Origin of the sequence: Erwinia sp. BNK-24-b, from assembly GCF_047456155.1 — a bacterium.
In the GTDB taxonomy this organism is placed as follows: domain Bacteria; phylum Pseudomonadota; class Gammaproteobacteria; order Enterobacterales; family Enterobacteriaceae; genus Erwinia; species Erwinia phyllosphaerae.
In genome coordinates, this window is sequence record NZ_CP179901.1 from 4052917 (window position 1) to 4066437 (window position 13521).

Genomic DNA, 13521 nt, shown 5'->3' on the forward strand with positions numbered 1-13521 from the left:
CGGATCCCGCCGCCGGGTTGCCCTTACCTTCCGGCTTCGTAAGCCAGGCTGGCGACAACCTCCGTTTCTCCCTGTCTGATGTTGAGTTCACACAGTGAGCCGCGCGTTATCCATGTAAATATCAACAGCGTTACACAGAACACGATCAGGCTCAAAAAGAGTAACTTTGCTGCCTTCACTGGCTTCCTCCTCCGTTGCTTTTCAGCAGGTAAAAGGCTACCTTTATGTTGCTACGCATAAGGGTTGACCTCACTTTGATTTTATCAGGTGGGGTCTTTCTCTTTCTGTCCCTTACGTATGCTCAGGACCGAAAGATCCAGAGCACCCGCCGCGCAGTTTACTCCCCTTCTTCTTTTATCCCAGCGACAAAAGTCAGAGTTGCGTGAGCACTCGATAAACCGTGCAATAGCGTCTCCAGGTTTAATCACTAAATGCAAACTCGTGCAAAAATAGCGCCTTTACCTCTTTACAACTCACTTTTGCCAATTGCGTAACGACCAAATCATCTACCCATCTTTAGCTGTCAATACACCATTCTCAGAAATGGTCCCGTCCGGCTCGATTAACGACACCACAGAAAGCGATGCGCCTCACACAATAAACAAAACTCATATCTCTATAACCATTTTATGGCAGACAAAGGCCAGCCTGCCGCCTAATTTGGTATGGCCAGCTCGCAATGCATTAAATTTAATTATTTGTTTTATATAAAAAAATACAAAAACCCTTACCTCAAACAGTTTTTTTAAAGCCTGCTGTCAGTCCTGGGACCAGAGCATTTTTTTTACTCAGACCCGGCATTGATAAAAAAAACAGAGAGCGTGCCTATGAGCGATAACAACATTGTTGATGTGAAAGCGTGGATTGATTCCCGCCCCATCTCCGCAAAACAGTGGCTGATTTTAGCCCTGTGTTTCACTATCATCTTTTTTGACGGCTATGATGCCGCCGTGATGGGATTTATCGCTCCGGCCCTGATTGAGAGCTGGAATATATCCCGTAGCGAAATGGGGCCAATTCTGGGCGCGGCGATGTTTGGTGTAGCGCTTGGCGCGCTGATTGCCGGGCCCTGGTCGGATCGCTATGGACGTAAAAAGATCCTGCTGCTCGCCATTAGCGGTTTTGCCTGCTTTAGCCTGGCCAGCGCTTTTGCCCGTTCGCCCTTCGAAATGGCTTTGCTGCGTTTTTTGACCGGGCTAGGGCTGGGGGCCGTTATGCCGAACTGCGTCACGCTACTGGCGGAATATATGCCGGAACGCCGTCGCAGCCTGGCGATTGCCATCATGTATGGCGGATTTAATATTGGCTCCGGCATGAGCGGCTTTATTGCCGCCGCGCTGCTGCCCCATTTTGGCTGGCAATCGGTACTGATTTTTGGCGGCGTGGTACCGCTGTTAATGCTGCCCGTGCTCCTTTTTATGCTGCCGGAATCCGCCATGTATATGGTGGTGAATAAGGTTAGCCGCGAAAAAATAGCCGCCACGCTCAATAAGATCGGCGGGCATTTTACCGCTGCTACCGCTTTTGTGCTGCATGCGCCGGTGATGCCGAAAAAAGCACGCGTTTTACAGCTTTTTTCCGGCGGCTACGCACGCGGTACGCTGATCCTCTGGCTGACCTATTTTATGGGCCTGTTTGTGATCTATCTGCTGAACGGCTGGCTGCCTACCATTCTGCGTTCCGGCGGCGTATCGCTTGAACGCGCTGCCATTGTCTCCGGGCTTTTTCAGCTGGGTGGCGCGCTCGGAGGCCTGCTGGTCGGCGCATTGATGGATCGCTTGAAAGCCAAATATGTTATTGGCCTGTTTTATCTGGCGGGCTGTATCTGTCTGCTGGCGCAAGGTATCTGGGGTTTTGGTCCCGCCGCGCTGGCAGTGCTGGTGTTTATCAGCGGCATCTGTATTAACGGCGCGCAAAATGGCCTACAGGCTTTTTCTCCTGTCTTCTACCCCACGGAAATGCGCGCCACTGGCGTATGCTGGATGCACGGTGTTGGTCGCAGCGGGGCAATACTTAGTTCCTCGCTGGGCGGCGTGCTGCTGGGAATCTTTCCAGGCCAGTCGACGATTTTTATCATTTTAGCGCTGCCGGCTCTGTTAGCGGCGCTGTCCATTATTCAACACAAAAACGTCCGGATTTCCCGGCAGATAAAAGGCGCCGGGCTGAACGATCTGCCAGCCCTGTCGCGCACCTTCAATAACCGATAAGTGAAGAGGCTTAAAATGGCGAAAATTATTGGCGGACTGGCGGTTTCACATACGCCTACTATTGGCTTTGCCGTTGATCACCATAAGCAGAAGGAAGCGGCCTGGTCACCTATTTTTGATGGCTTCGCACCTATGCAGCGCTGGCTGGAAGAAAAAAAGCCGGATGTGTTGGTCTATGTCTTTAACGATCATGTTACCTCTTTTTTCTTCGATCACTATTCCGCTTTTACGCTCGGCATCGACAGTAGCTATGCGGTGGCGGACGAAGGCGGTGGTCCACGCGATCTGCCTCCCGTGCAGGGCCATGCGGAGCTGTCTCAGCATATCGGTTCCAGCCTGATGGCGGATGAATTTGATATGTCATTCTTTCAGGACAAGCCGCTGGACCACGGGCTGTTTTCGCCGCTTTCGGCGCTGTTACCTCACGAAAACGGCTGGCCGATGCAGATTGTCCCATTACAGGTTGGCGTATTGCAGTTCCCTATTCCAAGCGCGGCGCGCTGCTACAAGCTGGGCCAGGCGCTACGTCGCGCTATCGAAAGCTATCCCGAAGATCTTAAGGTTGCGATTGTCGCGACGGGCGGCGTTTCACATCAGGTGCACGGCGAACGCTGCGGTTTTAATAATCCGGACTGGGACGCGCAGTTTGTCGATATGCTGGTTAACGACCCGCAGCGCCTGACCGAAATCACCCTGGCGGAATACGCCACGCTTGGCGGGCTGGAAGGCGCTGAAGTCATTATGTGGTTGATTATGCGCGGCGCGCTGTCGGCCCAGGTTGAGAAGCTGCATCAGGCTTACTATCTGCCTTCGATGACCGGCATCGCCACGCTGATTCTGGAAAACCAGTCCAGAGAAGCGCCGGCGGAAATCCATCAGCGCCAGCGCGATAAAATTAACCTACAGCTTAGCGGCGTTGAGAAACTGCCGGGAACCTGGCCTTTTACACAAGCGCGCAGCCTGAAGGCATTACGTATTAACCGCTTCCTGCACAAAATGATCCAGCCAGCCTGGCGCGAGCGTTTTAAAGCTACGCCACAGGCGCTGTATGACGAAGCGGGGCTGACTAAGGAAGAACAGCAGCTGCTGAACAAGCTCGACTGGCGCGGCATGATCCATTATGGCGTCAGCTTTTTCCTGCTGGAAAAGCTGGGCGCGGTGGTTGGCGTTTCCAATCTGCATATCTACTCGGCGATGCGCGGCCAGTCGCTGGAAGAATTCCAGAAAACGCGCAATCAGCAGGTGCTTTATTCCGTAGCAGGCAAACCGGCCTGATGTAGGCGCTTTGCTCAGCAGCAGGAAAACCGGTCTGATTTAGATGCTTTGTTCCGTAGCAGAAAAACCGGCCTGATGTAGGTGCTTTATTCTGCAGCAGGTAAACTGACCTGATGTAGGTGCTTTATTCCGTAGCAGGAAAACCGGCCTGATATAGATGCATTGCCCAGCAGCAGGAAAACCAGCCTGATATAAGCGCTTTGTTCCGCAGCAGGAAAACCAGCCTGACAGATTTGCCTGCCGAGGCGATCATCCGATGCGCGTTCGCGACGTATCTTTTACCCAGGCTGGCAAACCTCGCGCAGAAAACCAATCAGCGCTTGTGCCGCAGGTGAATGCAGGCAGCCTGCACGATAGCTCAGGCCGATGGCCCGCCGGGTATCCGGCAGGGCTGTCGGCAGCGCTACCAGTTCTCCCGATGCCAGCTCCACTTCCAGCTGATGCGCCGAAACGGCGGTCAGCATATCGGAATCGCGCAGCAGGCCGCGCACCAGCGCCAGATCGCCGCTTTCCACCACCGGATCGGGCGCGGGCATGCCCATCGCATTAAAACAGCTGTCGAGCAGGTGGCGGGCGGGCGTGGCGGAACGCGGCAGCACCCAACGCGCTTCGCGCAGCATCTGAAGGTCAAGCGGCTGCCGGGTTAAAGGATGGTCGCGTCGGGCCACCAGCACCATTTCTTCCGAAAAAAGCGTTTCGCTGCTGATGTCCTTAAGGGTGTTGCTGTCTCGCAACGCGCCAAAAATAAAATCGATATCGCCAGAGCGCATCTCCGCGCTCAGCATTTCCCACGCGCTTTCGCTGGTTACCACTCTGACACCGGGATAGCGGCTGGTCAGCTTTACGATGGCCTGCGGCAGCAGTCGCGTTCTGCCCAGCGGTAGCGCCCCAATCCTGACCGTTCCCTGCAAAATTCCTTTTCTTGCAGCAAGATCGGCAGGGATATGGCGTAGCTCGTTTAGCGCACGACGGATGGAAGGTTCAATTTCCTGTCCGGCCAGCGAAGGGGCCATGCCGCGCGGTGAACGTTCCAGCAGTGCCGTTTGCGCGCCGTTTTCCAATACTTTCAGCGCGGCGCTAACGGCAGGCTGGCTCAGCCCCAGCTTCATTGCCACCGTCTGCATGTGTCGCGTCTGGCAAAGGGTAACGAAAATTTGCAGGCGGCGGACGTTAAACAGCCACAGCGGTTCAGATTCGCCTCGCCAGTTTTTTCCGGAAAGCCGGGCCAGCAGTTGCGGGATCAGGTGCAGCTCCGCCAGCGCCCTCTCCGCTCGCGGCAAAATACATTTCCCGGCATCGGTCAGCCGCATTCCGCCCGCATGACGTTCAAACAGCGGCGTGGACAACGTCTCTTCCAGATCGTGAATGGCCCGCGTAATAGCCGACTGGGTACGAAATAATTCATTTGCCGCCTTCGATACGCTGCCGTGCGTCACTACCTGACAAAAAGCTCTGACCTGCATCAGGTTTATCAGTTCCTGCCGGTCGACTTGCTGCACCATTTTTCGCCTCGTCTTTTGCGTGACCCAATCGGCAATATAAATAAAACGCATACCTGCTGCAATCAAATGAATTATCGTCAGCCGGAGCGAAGTGCCAGCATAAAGAAAACGCAAAGGAGCCTGGACATGACTGAAACTTCGATAAAAACCGCGCTGGTGGTCAGCGCCCATTCCGCTGATTTTGTCTGGCGAGCTGGCGGTGCCATTGCGCTGCACCAGCAGCAGGGTTATCAGGTACACGTTGTCTGCCTCTCTTTTGGCGAGCGCGGCGAATCGGCAAAACTCTGGCGCAAAGGCGAGATGACGGAAGAAAAAGTGAAGCAGGCGCGACGCTCAGAAGCCCAGGCTGCCGCTGATATTCTTGGTGCCAGCATCGAATTTTTTGATATGGGCGACTATCCGTTACGCGCCGACAAAGAGGCACTGTTTCGCCTGGCCGACGTCTATCGTCGCATCCAGCCGCATTTCGTGCTGACCCATTCTCTGCACGATCCTTATAACTACGATCACCCTATGGCGACAAACCTGGCGCAGGAAGCCCGTATCATTGCCCAGGCGGAAGGCTATCGCCCCGGCGAAAAAATTATCGCGGCGCCGCCCGTTTACTGCTTTGAACCGCATCAGCCGGAACAGTGCCACTGGAAGCCGGACGTTCTGCTGGATATCACTAGCGTCTGGGATAAAAAGTATGCTGCTATCCAGTGCATGGCCGGTCAGGAACATTTGTGGGAATACTATACCCGCGTGGCGCAGCAGCGAGGCGTACAGGCTAAACGTAACGTTGGTATCACGGCGGCACGCGATATCATTTACGGCGAAGGCTACCAAAGCATCTTCCCACGCGTAACGGAGGATCTGTCATGAAAGGTCTTACGCAGAAAGGCGTAGTGGTACGTAATATCCAGCGGGCGGATGCGGCGGATATCGCCGCGCTGGCGGTTTCGGGCGTGGCGACGGTACATGAAGCCCAGGGCCGCAAAGGGCTGCTCGATCCCGCTATTCGGCCCATTCAGCAGAACAAAAGCCTGGCCGGTAGCGCGATAACGGTACTGCTGGCACCGGGCGATAACTGGATGTTTCACGTTGCGGTTGAACAGTGTCAGCCCGGCGATGTCGTGGTGGCGGTGCCTGGTTCACCTTGTCTGGATGGCTTTTTTGGTGACCTGCTGGCGACCTCGCTACAGGCGCGCGGCGTGGTGGGTCTAATCGCCGACCACGGCGTACGCGATACGCGAACGCTACGCGAGATGGATTTTGGCGTCTGGTCACGGGCCGTTTACGCTCAGGGCACGGTAAAAGAGACGCTGGGATCGGTTAACGTACCGGTGGTCTGTGCCGGACAGCTGATTATGCCAGGCGATGTCATTGTGGCCGACGACGATGGCGTAGTGGTGGTCGCACGCGCCGATGCCGCGCACGTGGCCGATAAAGCGCGTCAGCGTGAAGAGCTGGAAGAGAGCAAACGTGCCCGGATGGCAAATGGCGAGCTGGGCCTGGATATTTATCAGATGCGTGCGCGGCTGGCGGAAAAAGGGCTGCGCTACGTAGAAACGCTCGACGATCTGGAGGGGTAATCATGCGCCAGCGCCGAATTCCCTGTCTGCTGATGCGCGGCGGCACGTCAAAAGCCGCCTGCTTTCTGGCCGAAGATCTCCCGCAGGATAAAGATCTTCGCGATCGCGTACTGCTGGCGGTGATGGGATCGCCAGACCGTCGCCAGATCGATGGCCTGGGCGGCGCCGATCCGCTCACCAGCAAGGTGGCGATTATCCGTCGGTCAACGCGCCCTGATGCCGATGTAGATTATCTTTTCGCTCAGGTTAACGTCGATCGGGCCAGCGTGGACTACGGACAAAACTGCGGCAATATCCTGGCTGCGGTTGGCCCGTTTGCCGTGGAGCGTGGGCTGGTGGCCGCCAGCAGGCCCGTTACCGAAGTGCGCATCTTTATGGAAAATACCGGGCAGTTGGCTACGGCGCAACTGGCCACGCCGCACGGCGAAATCGACTACGACGGCGATTTGCAAATTGACGGCGTGCCGGGCACGGCAGCGGAAGTGTTGCTGAATTTTAGCGATATCGCCGGATCGAGCTGCGGCTCGCTGCTGCCGACCGGCAATGTCCGCGACCTTTTTGACGGTGTACAGGTCACCTGTATCGACAACGGTATGCCGGTCGTGCTGCTTCGCGCGGCGGATCTTGGGCGCAGCGGCTACGAAACTCGCGAGCAGCTGGATAACGATGAGCAGCTAAAAGCACGCCTTGAAGCTATTCGCCTGCAGGCAGGCCCGCGCATGAATCTGGGCGACGTTAGCCAGCGCACCGTGCCGAAAATGACATTGCTGGCTGAACCGCGTGCGGGCGGCACAATCAGCAGCCGCACTTTTATTCCGCACCGCTGCCACGCTTCAATCGGGGTGCTGGGCGCGGTCAGCGTGGCCAGCGCCTGCCTGCTGCCGGGTAGCGTGGCGGATGGCCTGGCAAGAATCAGTAATGAACGCGATCAGCGGCTTAGCGTGGAGCATCCGGGCGGAGAGTTTAGCGTTTTGCTTCAGCGTGACTCGCAACATCAGCTTACCGGTGCGGGCCTGCTGCGTACGGCAAGGCTAATTTTTTCTGGCGATGTGCAGATCCCAGGTTACATCTGGCCCGAGCAGTATGGAGAAGCGTGATGAACAAGATTACGATTATTGGCTTTGGCGAAGCGGGGGCTATTTTTGCCGCCGGGCTGGCAAAAAAAGCGGCTGTCACCATCTGGGATCGCAAACTAACGCAGCCCGAAACCCGTCGGGAAATGGAGAGCAAAGCTGCCGCCTGCAACGTACGCGTCGCCAGTTCGTTAAGCGATGCGCTACGTGATGCCCGGCTGATCTTTTCTGCCGTCACCGCTGCCGAAGCGCTAAACGTGGCGCAGGAAGCGGCGGCGGATCTGCGAAGCGGCCAAACTTTTTTCGATCTTAACTCTGTCGCGCCGGCCACTAAAAAGGCTGCCGCAAGCGTTGTCGAAGCGGCTGGCGCTGCCTATATCGACATCGCGGTAATGGCACCCGTGCCGCCAAAGGGTATGCAGACACCCTTGCTGATCGGCGGCCCAACGGCAGAAACAGCCAGTGCCGAATTAACTGCGCTGGGGCTTAACGGCCGCTACCGTAGCCGCGAAGTGGGCGAGGCATCGGCTATCAAAATGTGTCGTAGCATCATGATTAAGGGACTGGAGGCGCTGACTACCGAATGCCTGAGCGCCGCCCGGCAGTACGGCGTGGAGCAGGCGGTCCTGGATTCACTGCACGCCAGCTTTCCTTCGCTGGGCTGGAACGACGCGCTGCCGGATTATCTGGTCAGTCGCGTTGCCGAGCATGGACAGCGCCGCGCGGAAGAGATGCGGGAAGTGGTGCAGACGCTGAAAGACGTCAATGTATCTCCGGCAATGAGCGAAGGGATTGCCTGCACCCAGCAAGGTTTGGTTGACGCGCTGGCCAGAAAAGGCGTGCGCTACCAGCAGTTAACGCCTTTCCGCTGGCAGCAGGCGCTGGATCGTATTCGAACCGATTAGCCGGACGCGCGTCACATTTCTGTTCGTGACGCTTTCGGAATTTTTGCGCCGCCGCTACAGTGAACTCATCCGACCACTTTAGCGGCCCCCGCCTATGAGTCATTCTCTTTTTTCTCCTTTAGATCTGGGTTTCACGCAGTTGAAAAACCGCGTGCTGATGGGCTCGATGCATACCGGGTTGGAAGAGCATCCTGACGGGCCACGCCGTCTCGCCGCATTTTATGCAGAGCGTGCCGCCGCAGGCGTGGCGCTGATCGTCACCGGCGGCATTTCACCTTCGCCGGAGGGCGTGGTGATGGCCGGCGCTTCCGTACTCAATCATCCCCGGCAGCTGGCGCATCACCGTATCGTCACCGATGCCGTGCATCAGGCTGGCGGAAAAATAGCGCTGCAAATTTTGCACGCTGGTCGCTACAGCTATCAGCCCGCGCTGGTTGCGCCTTCTGCCCTTCAGGCTCCCATCAACCCTTTTATGCCGACAATGCTGACGCACCATGCCATCCTGACGCTTATTGACGATTTTGCCCGCTGCGCACGCCTTGCGCAGGAGGCGGGCTACGACGGCGTGGAAATCATGGGGTCGGAAGGGTATCTGATTAATCAGTTTCTGGTGACCAGAACCAACCAGCGCGACGATGAATGGGGCGGCGATGAGCAAAGGCGCAGCCGTTTTGCGCTGGAAATTGTTCGTGCGGTGCGCCAGGCGGTCGGTGAAAACTTTATTATTATCTATCGCCTGTCGATGCTTGATCTGGTGGAGCAAGGCAGCACGCTACCCCAGACGCTGCGGCTGGCGAAGGCCATTGAGCAGGCTGGCGCGACGCTTATCAATACCGGCATCGGCTGGCATGAAGCACGCGTTCCCACTATCGCGACGTCCGTGCCGCGCGGCGCTTTTGGCTGGGTAACCAGACAGCTGAAGCAGCATCTTACCCTGCCGGTGATTACCACTAACCGCATCAACCATCCTGCGGTGGCACAGGCGCTGCTGGATGAAGGCTGCGCCGATATGGTGTCGATGGCACGCCCTTTTCTGGCCGATGCGGCGTTCGTCAGCAAAGCGCAGCAGGGGAAAAGCGATGAAATTAATACCTGCATTGGCTGTAACCAGGCCTGCCTCGATCAGATTTTTGCCGGAAAAGTGACTTCCTGCCTGGTTAACCCTCGCGCCTGTCACGAAACCGAGATGGTAAAAATAGCGGCGCAGCAGCCGCAAAACCTGGCCGTCGTCGGGGCCGGGCCTGCCGGACTGGCCTTTGCCGTCAATGCCGCCGAGCGCGGCCATCGCGTCACCTTGTTTGATCGGTCGCCCACTATTGGCGGCCAGTTTAACATTGCCCGACAGATCCCCGGCAAAGAGGAGTTCAGCGAAACGCTGCGTTATTTTAACCGCCAGCTGACGCTGAACGGCGTGACCCTGAAGCTTGATCATACTGTCGAAGCCAGCGATCTGCTGACGTTCGATCAGGTTATTCTGGCAACCGGGGTTTCGCCGCGTATCCCGGAAATTGCGGGCATCGATCATCCCTGCGTGCTGAGCTATCTGGATGTGCTACGCGATAAAAAAGCCGTGGGCCGGCGCGTGGCGATTATTGGCGCAGGCGGGATTGGTTTCGATACGGCTGAATTTCTGAGCCAGCATGGCGAAGCCACCAGCCTGAACATTGCGGCTTTTTGCCGTGAATGGGGCATCGACCAGACGCTGCAACAGCCCGGTGGCCTGGTCGCGCCGCAACCGCCAGACTCCGCGCGGGAAATCTGGCTGCTGCAGCGTAAACCCGGCAAGCCCGGCGCAGGTCTGGGGAAAACCACCGGCTGGATCCACCGCGCCAGCCTGCAGATGCGTGGCGTCGCTATGTGGGGCGAGGTGCAGTATCTGAAAATTGACGATGAGGGCCTGCATATTCTGCATCAGGGCAAACCTGTGCTGCTGGCGGTAGATAACGTGGTTATCTGTGCGGGCCAGCAGCCAAACCGCGAGCTGGCAGAAGCGCTTCAGGCCAGCGGTATAGCGGTGCATCTTATTGGCGGCGCGGATAAAGCGCTGGAGCTGGACGCGCGTCGCGCTATCGAACAGGGCACGCGGCTGGCTCTTTGTCTCTGACAAGACTATCCCTTCAGGCCGCCGCCAGGCTAAGCTGGCATCGTTTCTGCTCAATGTTGAAAAGGATGCCCGATGCCGCACGCTTACCGCTCCGCCCTGCTCTCTTCCTTCGACTGGCTGGATCACGCCTTTCAGCCTGCCGGTGAACCGTCGCCGCCGGAGAGCGTTCTGAACCAGCAGCGCCACAGCGCAACCGTGCTGCTGGACAGCGAAGCTCTGCCGGTAAAAAGCCATGAGGCGGACGGCCTGATCGGCACAGGATCGCGTCCCGTCGCCGTTTATACCGCTGACTGCCTGCCGGTGCTGATTGCCGACAGCAGGCAACGGCAGGTCGCCGCCGTGCATGCAGGCCTTAACGGCGCGCTGAAAGGCGTACTGATTAATGCGCTTCGTCTGCTTTGCGAACGCGGCGCCACGCCAGAAAGCTTATATATTGCTATCGGGCCAGCGATTGGGCCTTGCTGCTATGAGCTGGGCGAGGATCGTCTGACGGCGATCGGACAGGAAAATCCCAATAACCTGCGACCGCTGCTGGCCTTTTCCACCAGACAATACCTGAACCCGCACGCGGTAAGGGCGCAGGCCGTTGCCACGACGCAGGGCATCTGGTTCGATTTACCGCAGCTGGCTAAACGGATGGCAATGCGGGAAGGCGTGCCGGAAGCGCAGATTGAGCTAAGCCAAATCTGCACCTACTGTATGGCGGAAGAGCAGGCCAGCTATCGCCGCAACGGCCATTTTCAGCATGGCTATCAGCAGCGATATTCCTGGATTAAACGGCTAAGCAACTAGCGCAGCTTGACCGAACGCAGGATCACAAACTTCTGGTTGGAAGCGACGGTGGTGCAGTTGCCGAACAGCTTTTTCATTTTGCGATAGTAATCAAGATGACGATTACCCACGATGCGCAGCTCGCCACCATATTGCAGACAGCGACGCGCGTCGCGGAACATCTGCCAGGCGATATGATCGGTCAGCGTGTTTTGCTGATGGAACGGTGGATTGCACAGCACCGCATGCAGGCGATCGGAAGGAAAACCGGCTAGCGCGTTGTTCACCGCAAAGTGGCTGCGGGCTAAATCCTCTGGCCGGTTAACTTCCACGTTCATGCGGCTGCTGGCTACCGCCATCCAGGATTCATCAACAAAATGCACCTCGGCCTGCGGATTCTGTTCCAGCGCAATCAGACCAATCACGCCGTTACCGCAGCCCAGATCGACAATTTCGCCATCGATGTTGTCCGGCAGATGCGCCATAAAGAAGCGCGCACCGACGTCCAGCCCGCTGCGGGCAAAGACGTTGGCATGGTTATGAATATGATAATCGGTGCCGTCCAGCGGCCAGGCGTAGGTTTCAGCCCCGTCGGCCAGCGCAGGCAGATCTGGCGTGCAGTAGATCAGGCGCGCTTTTTTTACCGCCAGCGAAGTGGTGGTTTTGCCCAGCACGCGTTCAAACAGCTGAAGCGTTGAGGTATGAATATCCTTTGCCTTGCCCGCAGCGATAACCTGCGTTTCCGGCGTCACGACCAGCCGCAGCGCGCGCAGCTGCTGCTCCAGCAAAGCCATAGTCTTAGGGATTTTAATCAGCACGCGAGCCGGATTTTCGGGCAGCTTTGCCAGACTGTCCAGAAAATGCACGTCGGCTTCATCCATGCCGTTTTCCATCAGGTTTTGCCGCGTCGCCTGCTGGCTAATCCACGAGTCGCTAATACTGAAAAGCTCTTCGCCCACCAGCGCACAGGCCAGCGCGCCAAAGGTGTCGTTGAAGATTAACGTCGCGCCGTTAGCGGGCGTTTCGCTTACCTGCTTCAGCAGATATTCATCGGCGGCGTCCCACGCCTGCAGCGGGCTTTCGTCGCGCATCTGGGGGAAACGATGCAGCGTCAGCGTGCGGTGGCTCAGTTCGAGTTGGCTCATGGGATCTCCGGCAGGATAAAAATTCCCGCGAGTTATCCCCTAAAACGGGCCGACAGTAAACTTTTTTCTTAATCAGTAGCGCTTTGGGAGCCTTATCACGCTTTTTTCGCCAGGTACCGCCAGCCGTAATCGACTCTTTTTTTCATATCCTTATCGACTGAAATTTCTGCTTTTTTCCAATAGCGCCTGTAATCCATCGCGCCGCTTCGCTCGCGCCAGGCCTGATTGTTACCTATATATTTGATTATACGTAAATAGCCTGGAGCGCAGCACGGCTGTGTTAACTGTAGTGATTAAGCCGTATCGTTTTGAATCCACCACGCTGTTCGTCTGGCTCCTGGTTGCCGCCGCAGGCGTCACCGATGCGCTGCTCTACCTGCACAGCAAAGAGATGCTGGCGGTCTATATGACCGGCAATAGCTCCAAAATGGCGCGTTTTTTTCAACAGGGCGATCTGGCGAAAGCGCTGCCGCTGTTAACCATCGTGCTGACTTTTATCGCCGGAACCACGCTGGCGGCCTGGCTGGGCAACAAAGCGGCCTCGTGGCGCGCGCCGCTGTTGCTGTTGCTGGTCGCCGTACTGCTGGCGCTGGCCTGCCCTTTTACCAGCGAGAAGTTTTCTTTAGGCCCTGTGCTGTTAATCAGTGCGGCGATGGGCACGCTGAATCAGGTTCGCCGTAGCGAAGCGGGCGTCACCTTTATGACCGGCACGCTGGTCAGGCTGGGTCGGGCGCTGGCCGCCGGACAATTTCGCAGCGCCGGAAACTACGCGTTACGCTGGCTGATTTGGGTTATCGCCGCTTTTTTCGGTGCGCTGCTTGATAGTCACTTCGCCGCATCTGCCCTGCTTGCCGTGCCGCTCTGGTGCCTTGCGCTGGCGGCTGTCGTTACCGCTAACCATTTTGTGTTGACGCATAAGCTGAAACAGCGTGCCGCGCAGCAGCATTCATCTTAATTTCAACGGA

General features: G+C 57.1%; 12 protein-coding genes. 9 read left to right on the forward strand and 3 right to left on the reverse strand.

Annotation, left to right across the window (positions count from 1 at the left end):
- Positions 1-23: 23 nt before the first annotated feature.
- Entirely contained in the window at positions 24-179 is a 156-nt protein-coding gene (locus tag ACMGGR_RS18715; RefSeq protein ID WP_246760897.1) for a Hok/Gef family protein, read from the reverse strand.
- A 648-nt stretch (positions 180-827) separates the two neighbouring features.
- On the opposite strand from ACMGGR_RS18715, the gene ACMGGR_RS18720 reads away from it, so the two are divergent.
- Positions 828-2207 carry an MFS transporter gene (locus tag ACMGGR_RS18720; protein WP_414147580.1) on the forward strand — a complete coding sequence of 460 codons (1380 nt, stop codon included), beginning with the start codon at positions 828-830 and terminating at the stop codon, positions 2205-2207.
- A 15-nt stretch (positions 2208-2222) separates the two neighbouring features.
- Positions 2223-3482 (forward strand): gallate dioxygenase, encoded by a 1260-nt coding sequence (locus tag ACMGGR_RS18725; protein WP_414147581.1) that lies wholly within the window; start codon positions 2223-2225, stop codon positions 3480-3482.
- 278 nt (positions 3483-3760) lie between these two features.
- Here ACMGGR_RS18725 and ACMGGR_RS18730 read toward each other — a convergent pair whose 3' ends face one another.
- Positions 3761-4984: a LysR family transcriptional regulator gene (locus ACMGGR_RS18730; RefSeq protein WP_414147582.1), complete on the reverse strand. Its 1224-nt coding sequence runs from the start codon at positions 4982-4984 to the stop codon at positions 3761-3763.
- Between the two features lie 126 nt (positions 4985-5110).
- On the opposite strand from ACMGGR_RS18730, the gene galB reads away from it, so the two are divergent.
- The 6 genes from galB to ACMGGR_RS18760 all read left to right on the forward strand — a co-directional run bounded on the left by galB (position 5111) and on the right by ACMGGR_RS18760 (position 11432).
- Entirely contained in the window at positions 5111-5848 is a 738-nt protein-coding gene (gene galB / locus ACMGGR_RS18735; RefSeq protein ID WP_246760891.1) for a 4-oxalmesaconate hydratase, read from the forward strand.
- On the forward strand, positions 5845-6558 hold the full coding sequence (locus ACMGGR_RS18740; protein WP_414147583.1) for a 4-carboxy-4-hydroxy-2-oxoadipate aldolase/oxaloacetate decarboxylase: 714 nt from the start codon (positions 5845-5847) through the stop codon (positions 6556-6558). The genes galB and ACMGGR_RS18740 overlap by 4 nt, the downstream gene beginning before the upstream one ends.
- 2 nt (positions 6559-6560) lie before the next feature.
- Positions 6561-7655, forward strand: a complete 1095-nt coding sequence (locus tag ACMGGR_RS18745) for a 4-oxalomesaconate tautomerase (RefSeq protein WP_414147584.1) — start codon at positions 6561-6563, stop codon at positions 7653-7655.
- Positions 7655-8536: a DUF1932 domain-containing protein gene (locus ACMGGR_RS18750; protein ID WP_414147585.1), complete on the forward strand. Its 882-nt coding sequence runs from the start codon at positions 7655-7657 to the stop codon at positions 8534-8536. Before ACMGGR_RS18745 ends, ACMGGR_RS18750 begins: the two co-directional genes overlap by 1 nt.
- Positions 8537-8630: 94 nt before the next feature.
- Positions 8631-10640 (forward strand): FAD-dependent oxidoreductase, encoded by a 2010-nt coding sequence (locus ACMGGR_RS18755; protein ID WP_414147586.1) that lies wholly within the window; start codon positions 8631-8633, stop codon positions 10638-10640.
- Positions 10641-10712: 72 nt separating this feature from the next.
- The gene (locus ACMGGR_RS18760; RefSeq protein ID WP_414147587.1) at positions 10713-11432 is read left to right on the forward strand and encodes a polyphenol oxidase family protein; all 720 of its coding nucleotides are present in this window, start codon (positions 10713-10715) and stop codon (positions 11430-11432) included.
- Here ACMGGR_RS18760 and rlmG read toward each other — a convergent pair.
- Complete coding sequence (gene rlmG / locus ACMGGR_RS18765) at positions 11429-12556, reverse strand: 23S rRNA (guanine(1835)-N(2))-methyltransferase RlmG (RefSeq protein ID WP_246760883.1); 1128 nt, start codon at positions 12554-12556, stop codon at positions 11429-11431. The two genes, ACMGGR_RS18760 and rlmG, sit on opposite strands and share 4 nt — an antisense overlap.
- 277 nt (positions 12557-12833) lie before the next feature.
- Between rlmG and ACMGGR_RS18770 the strand changes: the two genes are divergently transcribed.
- Positions 12834-13511, forward strand: a complete 678-nt coding sequence (locus ACMGGR_RS18770; protein WP_414147588.1) for a YoaK family protein — start codon at positions 12834-12836, stop codon at positions 13509-13511.
- Positions 13512-13521: the final 10 nt, after the last annotated feature.

Bases quoted from the DNA above. Each gene is read 5' to 3' on its own strand.
- ACMGGR_RS18720 (WP_414147580.1), top strand. From the start codon at position 828: ATGAGCGATAACAACATTGTTGATGTGAAAGCGTGGATTGATTCCCGC.
- ACMGGR_RS18725 (WP_414147581.1), top strand. From the start codon at position 2,223: ATGGCGAAAATTATTGGCGGACTGGCGGTTTCACATACGCCTACTATT.
- ACMGGR_RS18730 (WP_414147582.1), bottom strand. From the start codon at position 4,984: ATGGTGCAGCAAGTCGACCGGCAGGAACTGATAAACCTGATGCAGGTC.
- galB (WP_246760891.1), top strand. From the start codon at position 5,111: ATGACTGAAACTTCGATAAAAACCGCGCTGGTGGTCAGCGCCCATTCC.
- ACMGGR_RS18740 (WP_414147583.1), top strand. From the start codon at position 5,845: ATGAAAGGTCTTACGCAGAAAGGCGTAGTGGTACGTAATATCCAGCGG.
- ACMGGR_RS18745 (WP_414147584.1), top strand. From the start codon at position 6,561: ATGCGCCAGCGCCGAATTCCCTGTCTGCTGATGCGCGGCGGCACGTCA.
- ACMGGR_RS18750 (WP_414147585.1), top strand. From the start codon at position 7,655: ATGAACAAGATTACGATTATTGGCTTTGGCGAAGCGGGGGCTATTTTT.
- ACMGGR_RS18755 (WP_414147586.1), top strand. From the start codon at position 8,631: ATGAGTCATTCTCTTTTTTCTCCTTTAGATCTGGGTTTCACGCAGTTG.
- ACMGGR_RS18760 (WP_414147587.1), top strand. From the start codon at position 10,713: ATGCCGCACGCTTACCGCTCCGCCCTGCTCTCTTCCTTCGACTGGCTG.
- rlmG (WP_246760883.1), bottom strand. From the start codon at position 12,556: ATGAGCCAACTCGAACTGAGCCACCGCACGCTGACGCTGCATCGTTTC.